This is a genomic window from Catellatospora sp. IY07-71 (assembly GCF_018326265.1).
Classification (GTDB): Bacteria; Actinomycetota; Actinomycetes; order Mycobacteriales; family Micromonosporaceae; genus Catellatospora.
Genome location: NZ_AP023360.1, coordinates 8,329,896 through 8,345,082, shown reverse-complemented (window position 1 = coordinate 8,345,082; position 15,187 = coordinate 8,329,896). Strand labels below are relative to the sequence as shown.

Here is a 15,187-nt window from a genome sequence, read left to right as displayed (position 1 = left end):
GGCACACCCTCCGGACCGGCTCACCAGTTGGTGGAGCCCGGGACGTACGGCCACGGCTTCCACCACGGCTTGATCAGGTACACGATGCCGCCGGGGCCCGAGGCCACGGTGCCGTTGGCGCGGTAGCGCTTGGTGCGCTGCCAGATCTTCTCGAACTGCGCACGCTTGTACACGTTGCGCACCGCGTCGTTGCTCGACGACGCCGGGTCGTTGACGATCACATCGCCCTCGGCGGTGAAGCCGACGATGACGAAGATGTGCCCCGACGTGCCGTAGTTCGCCCCGTCCAGCTCCGCGGACAGGAACGACTGGCTGGTGATCACCGGCATGCCGGCCTTGATGAACCGCTCGATCTCGTCCAGCGAGTGCAGCCGGGTCACCTTCGCGTCGATGCCGGGGTAGGACGCGGCGTACGCGGTGTTGAAGGGCCAGTTGCCGGCGCCCTCGTACGCATAGTCGTAGACCATCCGGGCCGCGTGGTCGACCTGCGGGTCCTCGAAGGCCGGGTCCACCCAGGCCAGGTCCTGCGCCGACGGGCCCCGGTTGTAGTACTCCAGCACCATCGTGGTTGACGTCGGCGAGCACCAGGCCTGGCCGCCGCCGTCGTACTCCGGGTACTCCCCGATGTGGATGTTCTGGGAGCGCCGGGCCACGTTCAGCTCGGTGCCCCAGGCGATGCCGCCCGCGCTCGGCGTGACCTCGAACCGGTCCGGCACGAACGAGCTCATCGCGCCGAGCATCCAGACCCGCGGCGCCTGCCACTGATCCGGCGCCCGGTAGAGGGTCAGCCGCAGCTGGTACGCGTGCAGCAGCACCCCGTTGGCGGCGTCGTCGATGGAGAACGTGTCGGTCCAGATCGTCGACCACGGGTCGCCCTGGCGGTTCACCGTGGTGCGCTTGATGTCGCCGTCACCGGACGCCCAGCGGCCCATGACGTACCACGGCGTCTGGCCGCCGGTGTTGTAGGTGCCCTGCAGCTCGACCTGGATCCAGGTGCCCGCGGGGGTCTCGGCGTTCCACGAGGCGACCAGCTCCGTGGCGTCGAACCCGACCTCGGTCACCGGCGACGTCCAGGTGGAGTACGCCCAGGTCTTCGTGGTGCCGGTGTACGGGTCGGTGTAGTCGGCGGTGCCGGCCGGGCGGAGCATGGTGATCCCGGTGCGCACCCCGGGGATGGCGAAGGTGCCCTGGTGGGTGCCCTGGCGCCAGGCGGGGTAGCTGGACCACTCCTGGAAGGTGATCTGCTCGTCGTGCGTGATCGGGGCGGCCGCGGCGGGTGCCCCGGCGGCGGCGGTCAGCGCGGCGAGGCTGAGCGCGGTGAGGCCGGCGACGGCGGCCGCCCGCAAACGTGATCTGGCCATGGAGTCTCCGCGGGGATGGGATTGGACATTCACCCGCCACTATCGCGGCTGAAGCTAACTTTCGCCATACCCACTCGGGTGGAAGATTTCTTCAGCGACTCAGGCGGCGGCCTCCGCGGGAGCGGCCACCGACGCCTCGGGCTTCTCCTCGCCCGCGGCGCCCTGCTTGCGCCGGCGGCGGATCAGCCAGCCCACCACGCCGATGAGGCTGGTGACCACGGCGGACCAGGTGCCCCAGTTGGTCAGCACCTGCCACACGGTGTACGGCATGGTGCGGTGCACCTCGATGCGCAGCGGCACCTCGTGCGTGATGACGTGCCCGTTGCTCAGCGGCACCTCCAGGTGCGCGGTGAGGTCCAGGGCATCCGTCGGGTGCTTCGGCTTGATCAGCCAGGTCCACAGCATCTGCACGTCGCTGCCGGTGGACGCGTTCACCGCCTCGGCCGGGGTGATCTCCACGTCCTCGGGGTTGCCGCGCAGGCTGGCCCGCACCGTGGGGCCGACCTTCATCTCGCCGGCCGGGGTGGTCACCGCGTTCGGCACCAGCGCCTCGACCTTGCTCTTCAGTTCCGCGCCGGAACCGACGGACAGGCCGACGCGCGCGGTCTGCTCCACGTCCAACGAGGCCGGCGCCTGCCAGTCGACGCGCTGCGTCACCAGCTCGCGGGTGGCCGCGTCGATCTGCGCGAACTGCCCGGTGCTGCTGCCCGGGACGGTCCCCGGGACGGCCGCGCTGTCCGGCTCCTGCGCGCAGCCCGTGAGCACGGCCGCGGCGGCGACCACGGTGACCACGCCCAGCAGCACGCGCGTTCCGATGTGCATGGTGACGGCTCCTCCCCGCTGAAATCCCGTCACATCATGCCACCCGGAAATCACGCCGGGGTCACCTCAACGGACGCTCCTCACGCAGCCGAACACGCAGCGCGGCAACGCTTTCCGCGGCCATTCCGGCACCGGTCAGATAGCCCTCGACCGAGCCGTGCCGCTCCCGCAGCGCGTCCAGGAACGCCCGCATCGCCGCGGCCGGCGTGCTCGCCAGGTACGGCTCCAGCGGCGGGCGGTCCGGGCGGTTGACCCGCTGCCAGGCCAGGTATCGGGCGGTGCCGTGCTCGGTCAGCGCGTAGTCGGCGGCGATGTCCTCATCGGACACGCCCGCCAGCTCCAGCACCAGCGCGACCACTATCCCGGTGCGGTCGCGCCCGCCGAGGCAGTGCACCACGGTCGGGCCGGAGCCGGTCGCGATCAGCTCCAGCGCGCGGACGATGTCGGCCGCGGCCAGCTCGGCGGTCTCCAGGTAGCGCGCGGTCAGGAAGGCGGCCACCCCCGCCTCCGGCGAGTAGTCCTCGCCGCGCCAGGCGGGGTTCGTCAGCGGCACGCTGTGCCAGGCCGTGCAGCACCACTCGGGAGCGCGGCCGAAGCTCGCCAGCTCCCGCGCGTGCCGCAGGTCGATGACGGTGTGCACGCCGAGCGCGGCGAAACGCTCCCGGTCCTCCTCGCGCAGCGCGGTCAGCGTGTCCGAGCGGAACAGCACGCCGTGCCGCACCGTGGCCCCGTCCGCGGCGGCCAGCCCGCCGACGTCGCGGAAGTTGAACAGCGGGCTGGTGAAGTCCACCAGCCGCGCCGCGTCCCCTGGCGTCACGTGCCCTCCTCGCCGGTCCGTGGTCCGTGTCGCCCGTCGGCTCCGCCCATCCCTGCCCCGTCCGCGCTGCCGCTCCGTGCAGACCTCGGCCGGCTCACGCTTCGAGCAGCCGGGTGCGCAGCCGGTCCAGCCGTTCCCGGTGCAGACCTGCGGCGACCAGATACTCCGCCACGGAGCCGTGCCGGTGCCGCAGGCCGTGCAGCGTGATCATCATGGCCTCGGCGGGGGTGTGCGTGTAGAACGGCGGCGGGTTGGTGTGGTCCTCGTTCGGGAACGCCGTGCGCACCCAGTTGCTGAAGGCCGGGGCGCTGCGCTCGGTCAGCGCGTAGTCCGCGGCGATCTGGTCCTCCGGCACGCCGAGCAGGTCCAGGGCCAGCGCCGCGATCAGGCCGGTGCGGTCCTTGCCGGCCACGCAGTGCACCACCGTGGGGCCGTTGCGGTCGTCGGCCAGCATGCCGATCACCCGGGCGATGTCGGTCCGGCCGTGGTGGGCCAGCTCCAGGTAACGCTCGGACAGCCAGCGCGCCACCCCGATCTCGGCGGTGTACGTGGAGTGGTCCCACAGCGGGTGGTCCAGGTGGTTGTGCCGCCACACCACCTGGGTCCACTCCGGCACGCGGCCCATCGACGCGACCTCGGCGGGCCGCCGCAGGTCGATCACGGTGCGGATGCCGAGCGCGGTGAACGCGACGCGGTCCTCGGCGCCCAGCCGGCTGAGCGTGTCGGACCGGTACACCGTGCGCCGGCGCACCTTGCGGCCGTCCTTGGTGGTGAGTCCACCCAGGTCGCGGAAGTTGAACAGCGCGGCGAAGGCGATGCTGCGCTCGGCGGCGGGCGTGATGGTCACCCCGTTACCGTAATCAGCGTCACCGCCCGGCAGAAGCCGGGACCGCGTCACATCAGCTACCAGGTCACCCCAGCTGGACCGAACGTTTGGCCAGGCCCAGCCAGAAGCCGTCGATCACCGTACGCTGTTCGGCCAGGTCAGCCTCGCCGGCGCCCAGCGTCACGAACAACGGGGCGAAGTGTTCGGTGCGGGGGTGCGCCATCCGCCCGGACGGCGCCTTGGCCAGGAAGTCCAGCAGGCTGTCCACGTCGCCGGAGTCCAGCGCGGCCCGGCCCCAGTCGTCGAACTCCGCCGACCAGCCCTGCACCGGCGCGTCCGCGCCGAGCTGCATGAAGGGCATCGCCGCGCGCAGGTTGTGGGTGAAGAACCCGGAACCCATGATCAGCACACCCTCGTCGCGCAGCGGCGCGAGCCGCCTGCCGATCGCCATCAGCTCGCGCGGGTCCAGCGTGGGCATGGAGATCTGCAGCACCGGGATGTCGGCGTCGGGATACATCTCCACCAGCGGCACGTACGCCCCGTGGTCGAGCCCTCGGTCGGGCACGTCGGCCAGCGGCCGCCCCGGACCGCGCAGCAGGTCACGCACCTTGGCGGCCAGCTCGGGCGCCCCCGGAGCCGGGTACTGCACCTCGTAGTAGCGCTGCGCGAAGCCGCCGAAGTCGTAGTAGAGCGGAACCGTGGTGGTCGCGCCGATCGCCAGCGGGGCGTTCTCCCAGTGCGCGGAGACCACCAGGATCGCGGTCGGCCTGGGCAGATCACGCGACCAGTCCGCGAGCTGCCGCGTCCACAGCGCGTCGTCGGCCAGCGGCGGCGCCCCGTGGCTGAGGTAGATGGTCGGCATACGGCTCATGCCCACCAGATTACTTGACTGTTCAACTATCGTCGAGTGGCACCGCTCACCGGCCAAGATCGCGTCGATCTTGCGCGAAGTGTTATGGATTTGTCCGATGAGTGCGTGTCGTACCCACAGCTCACGCAAGATCGACGCGGCAGGGGTGTGGAAAAGCCCGGCGGGACGTCTCCCGCCGGGCTTTTCGGGGCCTGCCGCCTGGCACGGCGGCGGGCCCGTGCGCCGTCAGGCGGCCAGGGCCGCTTCGGCGTCGAGGGTGACGGCCGCCGCGTGGACGACGGCCGCGATGCGCAGTGCCTCGTGTACGGCCTCGCGGCCGACGCCGGTGCCGATCAGGGTCTTCTCGTGCGACTCCAGGCAGACGCCGCAGCCGGTGATCGCCGAGACGGCCAGGCACCACAGCTCGAAGTCGGCCTTGTCCACGCCGGGGTTGCCGATGATCTGCATCCGCAGCCGGGCCGGGAGCGTCTGGTACGCGTCGTCGCCGATCAGGTGCTTGGACCGGTAGTAGACGTTGTTCATCGCCATGATCGACGCGGCGCCCTTGGCCGCCTCGATCGCCTCCGGCTTGAGGTGGTCCGCCGCCTCGGCCGCGATCTCGCGCAGCACGAACGCGTTGCGCGCGGCGAACGCGCAGGCCAGAGCGGTGCCCCAGCGCTGCTGTCCGGTCAGCGGGGAGGTGCCCAGCACCGTCCCGAGGTTGAGCTTGGTGTCGCGGGCGTACGCCGGCAGCGCCGCCTTGATCGCATCGAGGCCCATCAGGCGGCGGCCAGCAGCTTGCCGGCGTCGAGGGTCTCGCCGCCCTTGTTCCAGTTGCACGGGCACAGCTCGTCGGTCTGCAGCGCGTCCAGCACCCGCAGCACCTCGGCGACGTTGCGGCCCACCGAACCGGCGGTGACCATCACGAACTGGATCTCGTTGTTCGGGTCCACGATGAAGGTCGCGCGCTGCGGCACGCCGTCCTCGCCCAGCACGCCGGCCGCCTCGGTCAGCTCGCGCTTGACGTCGGCCAGCATCGGGAACGGCAGCTCGCGCAGGTCGGGGTGGTTCTTGCGCCAGGCGTGGTGCACGAACTCGTTGTCGACGGACCAGCCCAGCACCTGCGCGTCCCGGTCGGCGAACTCGCCGTTCAGACGGCCGAACTCGGCGATCTCGGTCGGACAGACGAAGGTGAAGTCCTTGGGCCAGCTGAACAGGACCCGCCACTTGCCTTCGTAGGTCTTGTTGGTGATCGTCTCGAACGCCTTGTCGGCGTCGAGCGAAACGCAGGCGGTCAGTTCGTAGGCGGGGAAGTGGTCGCCGACGGTGAGCACGCTGGTACCTCCATGTGCGGGGCTTTACTTGAGCCATTCAAGATTAGGCACCTGCCTGCGCCGCACGGGTTACCAGATCATGACATTGTGGCGGCGGGCACAGGGCGGCTGCCCGCGCTCGACGCCCAGGTCAGCCTGTGAGTGCGTCCACGCCGTGCGACACGACGTCCCGAATTCCGGGAGGTTGCTGGCCCAAGGCCCGTAAAAATGGGACGCTACCCAACGTGATCCACCTCGCTCTGATTATTCGCGCCTAGCGCGCCGGCCGCCCCTGGGAAACCAGGCCCCTTGCCGACGCGCAGACCTCCCGCGACCGCGGGGGGTCTTTTGTTTTGCAGCAAGCTTCTTCACTGGAGGTCAGACGACATGCAGATCTTCGACACCACGCTGCGCGACGGCGCCCAGCGCGAGGGCATCACCTACTCCGTGGCCGACAAACTCGCGGTGGCGCGGCTGCTCGACCAGTTCGGCGTCGGGTTCATCGAGGGCGGCTGGCCCGGGGCGGTGCCCAAGGACACCGAGTTCTTCGAACGCGCCAGGACCGAGCTCGAACTGCAGAACGCGGTGCTGGTGGCCTTCGGCTCCACCCGCAAGGCGGGCACGCCCGTCGCGGACGACGCGCAGATCGCGGGCCTGCTCGCGGCCCAGACGCCGGTGGTCTGCCTGGTCGCCAAGTCCGACCTGCGCCACGTCGAGCGTGCGCTGCGCACCACGCCCGAGGAGAACCTCGCCATGGTCGCCGACAGCGTGACCTACCTGCGGGCGCACGGCCGCCGCGTCTTCGTCGACTGCGAGCACTTCTTCGACGGCTTCCGTTTCGACCCCGAGTACACCGCCTCCGTGGTGCGCGCCGCGCTGGACGCCGGGGCCGAGCGGGTGGTCCTCTGCGACACCAACGGCGGCATGCTGCCGTCGCAGGTGAGCAAGGCGATCGGCGAGCTGACCGAGCGGCTGGGCGTCGACCCGGCCGTGCTCGGCATGCACGCGCAGAACGACACCGCGTGCGCCGTGGCCAACACCATCGCCGCGGTGGAGGCGGGCGTACGCCACGTGCAGGGCACCGCGAACGGCTACGGGGAGCGCCCCGGCAACGCCGACATCTTCGCGGTGGTGGCGAACCTGCAACTCAAGCTGGGCATGACCGTCCTACCGGAGGGCTGCCTGGAACAGATGGCGCACGTCTCGCACGCCATCGCCGAGATCGCGAACATCGCACCCGACACCCACCAGGCCTACGTCGGGTCGGCCGCCTTCGCCCACAAGGCGGGGCTGCACGCGAGCGCGATCAAAGTCGACCCGGCCCTCTACAACCATGTGGACCCGGCCGTCGTCGGCAACGACATGACGATCCTCGTCACCGAGATGGCCGGCCGGGCCAGTATCGAGCTCAAGAGCCGCGAGCTCGGCCTGGACCTGGCCGGTCAGCCCGACACGCTGTCCAAGGTGACGCACCGGGTGAAGGAGCTGGAGGCGGCAGGCTGGTCCTTCGAGGCCGCCGACGCGTCCTTCGAGCTGCTGGTGCGCCAGTCCCTGGGCGAGCAGACGACCCCGTTCGCGCTGGAGTCGTACCGGGTGATCGTCGAGCACCGCGAGGACGGCGCGGTGGTCAGCGAGGCGACCGTCAAGCTGCGCCTGGGCAGCTCGCTGCCCAACGGACAGCACGGTCGCGGGGAGCGGGTGATCGCCACCGCGGAGGGCAACGGCCCGGTGAACGCCCTGGACCAGGCCCTGCGCCAGGCGCTGGAGCGGCACTTCCCGCAGCTTGCCGGCCTGGAGCTGGCCGACTACAAGGTCCGCATCCTGGCCGGCACGCACGGCACCGAGGCGGTGACGCGGGTGCTGGTCGAGACGGTGGACGCCGACGGCCGGGACTGGACCACGGTCGGCGTGCACGAGAACGTGGTCGAGGCGAGCTGGCGGGCGCTGGTGGACGCGCTCGCCTACGGCGTGACGGCGGCGGGCGGCGACCGCCGGGTGCGCTCGCGCGGCTGACAGGCGTTACATCGGGCGGCATGGCCCTGTTTTAGCTGGTCCCGAACCCCTGAACAGGTGCCATGACCGCCCGCTTGCGAAAGGATACTACGCAGTAATCGCAAGAAATGTAAACTCTTGACATCGATGTGCGTGGTTGGCATGGTGCCATCCATGTCGCTTCGTACCCCCCGCAAGAACGCCCTCATCCGGGCGTTCACGGCTCTGGTGATGGCGGCCATCGGATCGGTGGTCGCCGTTCTCGTCGGCGCGTCCCCCGCGCACGCCGACGGCTGCTACACCTGGGGCCGCAACCTGTCCTCGGGCATGTCCGGCGAGGACGTCCGCCAGCTGCAGATCCGCGTCGCCGGCTGGCCGGGCTACAACAACACCATCGTCATCGACGGCGTCTTCGGCGCCGAGACCCGCGACGCGGTCATCCGGTTCCAGCAGGCGTACGGCCTGGGCGCCGACGGCATCGCCGGCCCGCAGACGTACAACAAGATCTACGCCCTGCAGGATGACGACTGCACCCCCATCCACTTCAGCTACGCCGAGCTGAACACCTGCAACAGCACCTGGTCCGGCGGCGCCGTCTCGGCGGCCACGGCCAAGGCCAACGCGCTGCGGGCCATGTGGCGCCTGGAGGCGCTGCGGCACGCCCTCGGCGACCAGGCCATCCGGGTGACCTCCGGCTTCCGTAGCGTGGCCTGCAACAACGCCGTCGGCGGCGCCTCCGACAGCAGGCACCTCTACGGGGACGCGGCCGACCTCGGCTCCGGCCCGCACTCGCTGTGCACCCTGGCCCGGCAGGCCCGCTACCACGGGTTCAACGGGATCCTCGGCCCCGGCTACCCCGGGCACAGCGACCACACGCACACCGACTTCCGCCCGAGCAAGTTCTGGTCGGCGTCGTCCTGCTTCTGATCGGCCGCCCGGCCCGGTGACCGGCGTCCTCCCCCCGGCGCCCCCCGCCGGAGCCTGATACCGGATCGGACGAGCGGAACGCGTGCCGCGCAGCGATAGGCTGCGCGGCACGCACCTCGTCGCGGCCGTCACGTGCCGCGCCCGATCTGGAGGCATCCCGTGACCCGCAACCCCTACGCGGCGCCCACCCCGCCCTCGCGCGACACCCCGGCCGCCGTCACCACGGCTCCGGCCCCCGCGGAGCCCGCTGCCACCGGCGTGGGCGAGCACGGCTTCGGTGCGGTCGCCCCGGTCACCGGCGAGCCCACCGCCGCGACCGGCCCCGCACCGATCGGACCCGCTGCCTCCGGCGTGGCGCCCGCACCGCCCGGTGGGCCCGGTTCAGCCGCTCCCGGGCAGCCGGTCGCGGGCGGTCCGGCCGGTGCCGCCGGGGCGGCGCCGCTGCCGGGGCGTGGCGTGGCCGCCGGGCTGGTCTGGCGCGGGGTCGGCATCGCGCTGGCCGGGCACGCGCTGACGATGCTGCTGCCGCTCCTGGCCGTGCTGGCCTTCGGCATGCGCTCGGGCAGCGGGCCGTCGGTGAACAGCGACTCGATCACGTTCTTCGTGCTGGGCGGGGTCGCCGCGCAGTTCCTGCTCCTCGTGGCGGCCCTGGTCGTCGGCATCCGGCGCATCGTCCGCCGGGACGGCGGCGTCGGCGCGGGCATCATGATCGGCTGGGCCCTGGGCGTGCCCGCCAGCCTGGTCGCCGGCATCGTCATCTGCGTCATGCTGGCCGAGGCGGGTAACCCCTACTGACCCGCCGCCCGGCCCGGCATCGGGTCCGGCACGATGGCGACACAGGTGATGCGGAGGCGATCCAGAAGTCGCCACCCGCCGGAGGATATGGCCGCCCGGGGGTCAGCGGTCCGTGGCGGGCGCGATGGTGAGGGTGCCCGCGTCGGCGTCGAGCACGGCGTGCGTGCCCAGCGGGACGGCGGTGTGCTGGGTCCCGTGGCCGATCGGCAGGCCGCCGAGCACCGGCAGGCCCAGGTCGAGCAGGCGGTCGGCGAGCACGTCGGCGATGCTCACCGGCCAGGCGTCGGCGCAGTCGGTGAACTGGCCGACGGCGATCCCGGCGACCCCGTCGAGCGCGCCGCTGCGGCGCAGGTGGGTGAGCATCCGGTCGACGCGGTACGGCTGCTCGCCGACGTCCTCGACGAGCAGGATCACGCCGGTCAGGTCGGGTTGGTGCGGGGTGCCCACGGTGCTGGCGAGCAGGGACAGGTTGCCGCCGAGCAGCACGCCCTCGGCGCGGCCGGTGGTGCGTACCCCATGGGTCTCCTCGGCCGGGTCCGCGGAGACGGTCACCGGCTCGCCGCTCATCAGGGCGTGCCGCGCACCGAGCGCGGTGGGGGAGTCCGCGCCCTTGTCGAACTGCGCCGCGACCGGGCCGTGCACGGTGGCCAGCCGGGCGCCCTGCCACAGCGCCAGGTGCAGCGCGGTGATGTCGGAGAAGCCCATGACCAGCTTCGGGTCGCGGCGCACCGCGTCGAGGTCCATCCGGTCGGTGATGCGCTGCGCGCCGTAGCCGCCGCGGGTGCACAGCACGGCCCGCACCCCGGGGTCGCGCAGCGCCCCGTTGAGGTCGTCGAGGCGCTGCTCGTCGGTGCCGCCGAAGTACCCGTGCCGGGCCAGCACGTGCGGGTAGACGCGCGGGGCGAGGCCCCAGCCGGTGAGCACGGCGACCGCCGCCTCGACCCGTTCCGAGGGCACCGGGCCGGAGGGGGACACGAGGGCCACGGTGTCGCCGGGCCGGAGTCGCGCGGGGTGCAACGTCGCGGTCATGGGCGCAGAGCCTAGCCCAGGGCGCGGCGGAGCCGCTCGGTGAGACGGCGCCGGCGTCCGGCACAGAACCTTCACAGGAAGCGCCCTCCCGCAGGCCGCGAGATGTATAGCATCCGGCGCATGAAACGGTTTCTCGGTCGTACGCTGCCGTGGCTGCTCGCGCTGCCTGCGGCGGTGTGGGCGGTCTTCCGGCTGGCGGGCTGGGACTCCTGGTATCCGGCGGCGCAGCTGATGGCGTTCACGCCGTACGTGGCCGCCGGTTCGCTGCTCCCGCTGGCGATCCTGCTGCTGTGGCGGCGGTGGGCGGCCGCCGCGCTGGCCGGGGTGACCGCGCTGGCGCTGGTCGCGGTGGTGCTGCCCCGCTACTTCGCCGACGGTGACGCCCTGGCCGGGGCGCGCGGGCAGGCGCTGCGGGTGATGACCGCGAACGTGCTGGTCGGCTCGGCGGGCCCGGCCGACCTGGTGACGCTCGTGCGCACGCACCGGGTCGACGTTCTCGCCCTGCAGGAGGTGTCGCCGGAGTATCTGGCCGCCGCCGACGCCGCGGGCATGCGCGACGAGCTGCCGTACCGGGTGGACTACTCGGTCCCGGGGGTGGAGGGGTCGGCGCTGCTGTCGCGGCTGCCGCTGCGCGAGGGCGGGGTGCGGGTGAACCCGGGCGGGTTCCGCCAGGCGCACGCCGAGGTCGTGGTGCCGGGCGGCGGCACGGTGCTGGTCGAGTCGGCGCACCCGCTGGCCCCGTGGGCGGACTTCGCGACGCCGCTGTGGGCGCGCGGGTACGACGACCAGCCGCGGGCCACGCCGAACGGGCCGGTGCGGGTGCTGCTCGGGGACTTCAACGCCACCCTCGACCACCACCTGCTGCGCGAGCTGATCAGCTCCGGTTACCGGGACGCGGCGGAGGTGCTGGGGCGAGGGCTGCACGGGACCTGGGGGCCGTACGACGGGGACATGATCCCGCCGGTGACGCTGGACCGGGTGCTGGCCGACCGGCGCGTCGGCGTACGCGACTTCCAGGTGCTGGTGCTGCCGGGCAGCGACCACCGGCCGGTGTACGCGGAGCTCGTCCTGCCCTGAGCGGCGGAGCGCACTGTTTGAGCGGACGCTCAATACTTGCTAGGCTCAGTCTTGATCGATCGCTCAAATGTGTGGCGCGGGACGTGTTTCCTGATGGGACGGTCCTGACCCGACACCGCCGCCGCCTCGGCCTGTTTTGTCAGACCGGTGCGAGACAGTCTGCGCGTCCCGCAGTCGGGGACGCGACAGACATCGGGCGGTGCCGGTCACAAGTAACGGGGGGTGACCGGCACCGCCCGCTTCGCGCGCCACGCCGCGCGCCGGGCCCGCGTCTTCGAGGGAGTGGCATGTCCGACACCAAGCAGCGCCTGCTCGACGGTGCCATGGACACCCTGCGCAGGCAGGGCATCGCCGGGGTGTCCGCGCGCAACATCGCGGCCGCGGCCGGGGTCAACCAGGCGCTGATCTTCTATCACTACGGCAGCGTCGACGACCTGCTGGTGAGGGCGTGCATGGCGGCCACCGCGGACCGCGTGGACGCGTACCGGCAGCGCTTCGCCGCGGTGGGTTCGCTGCGCGAGCTGCTCGACGTGGGCCGGGCCCTGCACGAGGAGGAGCGCGAGCTGGGCAACGTGGCGGTGCTGGCGCAGATGCTGGCCGGCGCGCAGCACGACGAGAAGCTGGCCCGGGTCACCGCCGACGCGCTCGCCCAGTGGACCGGCGAGATCGAGACGGTGCTGCGCCGGGTGCTGGCCGGCTCCCCGTTCGCGGAGATGGCCGACGTGCCGGGGCTGGCCCGTGCGGTCTCCGTCTCGTTCGTCGGGCTGGAGCTGTACGAGGGGGTCGACCGCGACGGCGCCCGCCGGGCCATGGACGCGCTGGAGCAGCTCGGCCTGCTGCTGGAGATCGTGGAGGAGCTGGGCCCGGTGGCCCGCCGCGCGCTGAAGAGCAAGCTCAACAAGGCGGCCGCGCGCCGCGGCTGAGCCGGGCCGCCTGTGGGACCTGAGCAGGCCCCGGGCTAGTCTCGCAGCGTGGCGACCGCACTGGTGATCGAGAACGACCCGACCGACGACCTGCGCCGGCTCGGCGGCTGGCTGACCGGGGCCGGGCTGGAGCTGGCCGTGCTCCGCCCGCACGCGGGCGACCCGCTGCCCGACGACCTGACCGGGTACGCGGCGTTCGTGGTGCTCGGCGGCGAGCAGGACGCGTTCCCCACCGGTGGCGCGCCCGGCGCGCCGTGGTTCCCGAAGCTGGAGTTGCTGCTGCGCAAGGCGGTGAAGCACCGGGTGCCGACGCTGGGCGTCTGCCTGGGCGGCCAGCTGCTCGCGCAGGCCCACGGCGGCACGGTCGAGCGCTCCACCAGCGGCCCGGAGATCGGCGCGCGCCTGGTCGCCCGGCGGGACGTCGCCGAGTCCGATCCGTTGTGGTGGGCGGTGCCGTTCGCGCCGGACGTGGTGCAGTACCACTTCGACGAGATCACCGAGCTGCCGCTCGGGGCGACCCTGCTGGCCGCCTCGCCGCGCTACCCGCACCAGGCGTTCCGCATCGGCGACCGGGCCTGGGGCACCCAGTTCCACATCGAGTGCGACCTCGACATGTTCGCGGACTGGGTGGAGGGCAACCGGTCCTGGATGGACGAGCAGGGCTGGGACGCGGACGGGCTGATCGCCGGGGTCGAGGCCACCTTGGACGACGTCGCCGAGGTCTGGGAGCCGTTCGCCCGCCGCTTCGCCGAGCTGGCCCTGGGCACCCTGCCCGAGGCCGGCCGCCGCGAGCTGCCGCTGCTGAGCTGACCTCGTAACGCAGGCGCAGGCCTCGCCCCGACCGGTTCGCCGGGTGGGCGGGGCCTTCTTGCTGCACGAACATCACTACTTGAGCAATCGCTCAAATCTGCTAGCCTCTGTCTTGAGCGAACGCTCAAAATCTGGACGGAGGCCGGGGTGGGCCGCTTGCTGTACATCGAGACGACGATCCGTGCCGACCTCGACACGGTGTGGACGGCATCGCAGGATCCGGCGCGGCACGAGCGCTGGGACGCCCGCTTCAGCGAGATCCGCTACCTGCCGGAGGTGCCGGGCACGCCGCGGCGCTTCCGGTACGCCACCCGGGTGCTGCCCGGCCTGACGATCGGCGGGACCGGCGTGTTCGCGGGGGAGCGCCGCCGCCCCGACGGCACCCGCACCAGCGCGTTGCGCTTCGCCTCCGGCCACCCGCTGACCCTGATCCGGCACGGCGCGGGCTGGTGGCGCTACGTGCCCACCCCGTCCGGCGTGCGCTTTCTCACCGGATACGACTACACCCCCGGCTGGGGCCGTCTCGGGCCGCTCGCCGACCTGGCCTTCCGCCCGCTGTTCGGCTGGCTCACGGCCTGGTCCTTCGACCGGCTGCGGCTCTGGCTGGAGCGGGGCATCACGCCCCGCCGGGCGCTGTGGCACGCGCTCGGCGAAGCGGCCGCACGAGCGGTGGTGACCCTGACCGCGGCCGCAGTCGCGGCAACCGGTGCGAGCGCGGAAGTCGCGGTGTTCGCGGCGGTGCTCACCGGGTGCCTGCTCGCGCTCGTCCCGCCGCTTCCCGGCACCCCCGCCGCGCGCCGCTGCCTGCGCCGGCCCCCTGACCGCGTGGCCGCCACCGCGCCCACCGCCCTCACCCTCCTGGAGACACCATGACCTCGATCTTCCAGCGCGCGCTCGGTGCCGAGTTCGACCGGCTGCACCCCGAGCTGCGGCGCCGTTTCGGCTTCGCCAGCACCGACCGGACCGCGTGCATCGGCACCGGGGTGATGGACGAGATCTGGCGCGGGCGCGCGTTCACGGTGCCGTTCCTGCACCTGGGCGCCACGCGGAACATCCTGTTCCCGGAGCGCGGCCGCGACATCCCGTTCACCATCGAGAACTACGCCTACCAGGACGGGTACGGCCGGGAGACGGTCACCTTCGTGCGCACGTTCGCGCTGCCCGGGGTGCGGCGCCGCTTCGACGCGACGATGATCTACAGCCCGCTGCGCGGCCGGGTCATCGACTACCTCGGCACCCACCAGCACCTCGCCGTCGATCTCGACCTGAGCGTGGACGGCTCCGGCGGCCTGCACATCCGCACCGGCAGCCAGCGCTTCTACGAGGGGCTGCTCGGCGCCCGGCTGCCGCTGGCGCTGTCCGGCACCGCGAACGTGCACGAGTGGTACGACGAGCAGGCGCGCTGCTTCCGGATCAAGGTGACCGTGGCCAACGACCGGTTCGGCCCGCTCTTCGGCTACCGGGGCAGCTTCACGGCCGCGTACCTGACCGCCGATCAGGCCCAGGCCCCCGCCTCCGTACGCCCGGTCCGCGAGACGCGCCGCGACTGACCTGCGCGGCGGCCCACACGTCAAGAAGGGCACCTTCATCTACGGAAAACGATCGGAAGGTGCCCTTCCTTTCGTCGGGCGGTGCGTGGTGCCGT

16 protein-coding genes are annotated in these 15,187 nt (G+C 72.3%); 8 read left to right on the top strand and 8 right to left on the bottom strand.

Features of this window, described 5'->3' with window-relative positions:
• Nucleotides 1-20: 20 nt before the first annotated feature.
• The 7 genes from CS0771_RS37355 to CS0771_RS37325 all read right to left on the bottom strand — a co-directional run bounded on the left by CS0771_RS37355 (nt 21) and on the right by CS0771_RS37325 (nt 6,010).
• Nucleotides 21-1,361, bottom strand: a complete 1,341-nt coding sequence (locus CS0771_RS37355) for a C39 family peptidase (RefSeq protein WP_212845338.1) — start codon at nt 1,359-1,361, stop codon at nt 21-23.
• A gap of 99 nt (nt 1,362-1,460) precedes the next feature.
• The gene (locus CS0771_RS37350; protein ID WP_212845337.1) at nt 1,461-2,183 is read right to left on the bottom strand and encodes a hypothetical protein; all 723 of its coding nucleotides are present in this window, start codon (nt 2,181-2,183) and stop codon (nt 1,461-1,463) included.
• Nucleotides 2,184-2,244: 61 nt separating this feature from the next.
• Nucleotides 2,245-3,000: a tyrosine-protein phosphatase gene (locus CS0771_RS37345; protein ID WP_212845336.1), complete on the bottom strand. Its 756-nt coding sequence runs from the start codon at nt 2,998-3,000 to the stop codon at nt 2,245-2,247.
• Nucleotides 3,001-3,094: 94 nt separating this feature from the next.
• Nucleotides 3,095-3,847, bottom strand: a complete 753-nt coding sequence (locus CS0771_RS37340) for a tyrosine-protein phosphatase (RefSeq protein ID WP_244871257.1) — start codon at nt 3,845-3,847, stop codon at nt 3,095-3,097.
• Between the two features lie 64 nt (nt 3,848-3,911).
• The gene (locus tag CS0771_RS37335; protein WP_244871256.1) at nt 3,912-4,697 is read right to left on the bottom strand and encodes a dioxygenase; all 786 of its coding nucleotides are present in this window, start codon (nt 4,695-4,697) and stop codon (nt 3,912-3,914) included.
• Between the two features lie 225 nt (nt 4,698-4,922).
• Complete coding sequence (locus tag CS0771_RS37330; protein WP_212845335.1) at nt 4,923-5,456, bottom strand: carboxymuconolactone decarboxylase family protein; 534 nt, start codon at nt 5,454-5,456, stop codon at nt 4,923-4,925.
• Nucleotides 5,456-6,010 (bottom strand): peroxiredoxin, encoded by a 555-nt coding sequence (locus CS0771_RS37325; protein ID WP_191842283.1) that lies wholly within the window; start codon nt 6,008-6,010, stop codon nt 5,456-5,458. Before CS0771_RS37325 ends, CS0771_RS37330 begins: the two co-directional genes overlap by 1 nt.
• Nucleotides 6,011-6,376: 366 nt before the next feature.
• On the opposite strand from CS0771_RS37325, the gene cimA reads away from it, so the two are divergent.
• The 3 genes from cimA to CS0771_RS37310 all read left to right on the top strand — a co-directional run bounded on the left by cimA (nt 6,377) and on the right by CS0771_RS37310 (nt 9,703).
• Entirely contained in the window at nt 6,377-8,002 is a 1,626-nt protein-coding gene (gene cimA, locus CS0771_RS37320) for a citramalate synthase (RefSeq protein WP_212845334.1), read from the top strand.
• A 153-nt stretch (nt 8,003-8,155) separates the two neighbouring features.
• On the top strand, nt 8,156-8,908 hold the full coding sequence (locus CS0771_RS37315) for a D-Ala-D-Ala carboxypeptidase family metallohydrolase (protein ID WP_212845333.1): 753 nt from the start codon (nt 8,156-8,158) through the stop codon (nt 8,906-8,908).
• Between the two features lie 159 nt (nt 8,909-9,067).
• Nucleotides 9,068-9,703 (top strand): hypothetical protein, encoded by a 636-nt coding sequence (locus tag CS0771_RS37310; protein WP_212845332.1) that lies wholly within the window; start codon nt 9,068-9,070, stop codon nt 9,701-9,703.
• Between the two features lie 102 nt (nt 9,704-9,805).
• Here CS0771_RS37310 and CS0771_RS37305 read toward each other — a convergent pair whose 3' ends face one another.
• Complete coding sequence (locus CS0771_RS37305; protein ID WP_212845331.1) at nt 9,806-10,732, bottom strand: LD-carboxypeptidase; 927 nt, start codon at nt 10,730-10,732, stop codon at nt 9,806-9,808.
• Between the two features lie 120 nt (nt 10,733-10,852).
• On the opposite strand from CS0771_RS37305, the gene CS0771_RS37300 reads away from it, so the two are divergent.
• The 5 genes from CS0771_RS37300 to CS0771_RS37280 all read left to right on the top strand — a co-directional run bounded on the left by CS0771_RS37300 (nt 10,853) and on the right by CS0771_RS37280 (nt 15,092).
• On the top strand, nt 10,853-11,809 hold the full coding sequence (locus tag CS0771_RS37300; RefSeq protein ID WP_212845330.1) for an endonuclease/exonuclease/phosphatase family protein: 957 nt from the start codon (nt 10,853-10,855) through the stop codon (nt 11,807-11,809).
• Nucleotides 11,810-12,096: 287 nt separating this feature from the next.
• Complete coding sequence (locus tag CS0771_RS37295) at nt 12,097-12,732, top strand: TetR/AcrR family transcriptional regulator (protein ID WP_212845329.1); 636 nt, start codon at nt 12,097-12,099, stop codon at nt 12,730-12,732.
• Between the two features lie 48 nt (nt 12,733-12,780).
• On the top strand, nt 12,781-13,542 hold the full coding sequence (locus tag CS0771_RS37290) for a type 1 glutamine amidotransferase (protein WP_212845328.1): 762 nt from the start codon (nt 12,781-12,783) through the stop codon (nt 13,540-13,542).
• A gap of 147 nt (nt 13,543-13,689) precedes the next feature.
• Nucleotides 13,690-14,415 (top strand): hypothetical protein, encoded by a 726-nt coding sequence (locus CS0771_RS37285; protein ID WP_212845327.1) that lies wholly within the window; start codon nt 13,690-13,692, stop codon nt 14,413-14,415.
• Entirely contained in the window at nt 14,412-15,092 is a 681-nt protein-coding gene (locus CS0771_RS37280) for a DUF4166 domain-containing protein (RefSeq protein WP_212845326.1), read from the top strand. The genes CS0771_RS37285 and CS0771_RS37280 overlap by 4 nt, the downstream gene beginning before the upstream one ends.
• Nucleotides 15,093-15,187 lie beyond the last annotated feature (95 nt).

Bases quoted from the DNA above. Each gene is read 5' to 3' on its own strand.
- CS0771_RS37355 (WP_212845338.1), bottom strand. From the start codon at position 1,361: ATGGCCAGATCACGTTTGCGGGCGGCCGCCGTCGCCGGCCTCACCGCG.
- CS0771_RS37350 (WP_212845337.1), bottom strand. From the start codon at position 2,183: ATGCACATCGGAACGCGCGTGCTGCTGGGCGTGGTCACCGTGGTCGCC.
- CS0771_RS37335 (WP_244871256.1), bottom strand. From the start codon at position 4,697: ATGAGCCGTATGCCGACCATCTACCTCAGCCACGGGGCGCCGCCGCTG.
- CS0771_RS37330 (WP_212845335.1), bottom strand. From the start codon at position 5,456: ATGGGCCTCGATGCGATCAAGGCGGCGCTGCCGGCGTACGCCCGCGAC.
- cimA (WP_212845334.1), top strand. From the start codon at position 6,377: ATGCAGATCTTCGACACCACGCTGCGCGACGGCGCCCAGCGCGAGGGC.
- CS0771_RS37315 (WP_212845333.1), top strand. From the start codon at position 8,156: ATGTCGCTTCGTACCCCCCGCAAGAACGCCCTCATCCGGGCGTTCACG.
- CS0771_RS37305 (WP_212845331.1), bottom strand. From the start codon at position 10,732: ATGACCGCGACGTTGCACCCCGCGCGACTCCGGCCCGGCGACACCGTG.
- CS0771_RS37300 (WP_212845330.1), top strand. From the start codon at position 10,853: ATGAAACGGTTTCTCGGTCGTACGCTGCCGTGGCTGCTCGCGCTGCCT.
- CS0771_RS37295 (WP_212845329.1), top strand. From the start codon at position 12,097: ATGTCCGACACCAAGCAGCGCCTGCTCGACGGTGCCATGGACACCCTG.
- CS0771_RS37280 (WP_212845326.1), top strand. From the start codon at position 14,412: ATGACCTCGATCTTCCAGCGCGCGCTCGGTGCCGAGTTCGACCGGCTG.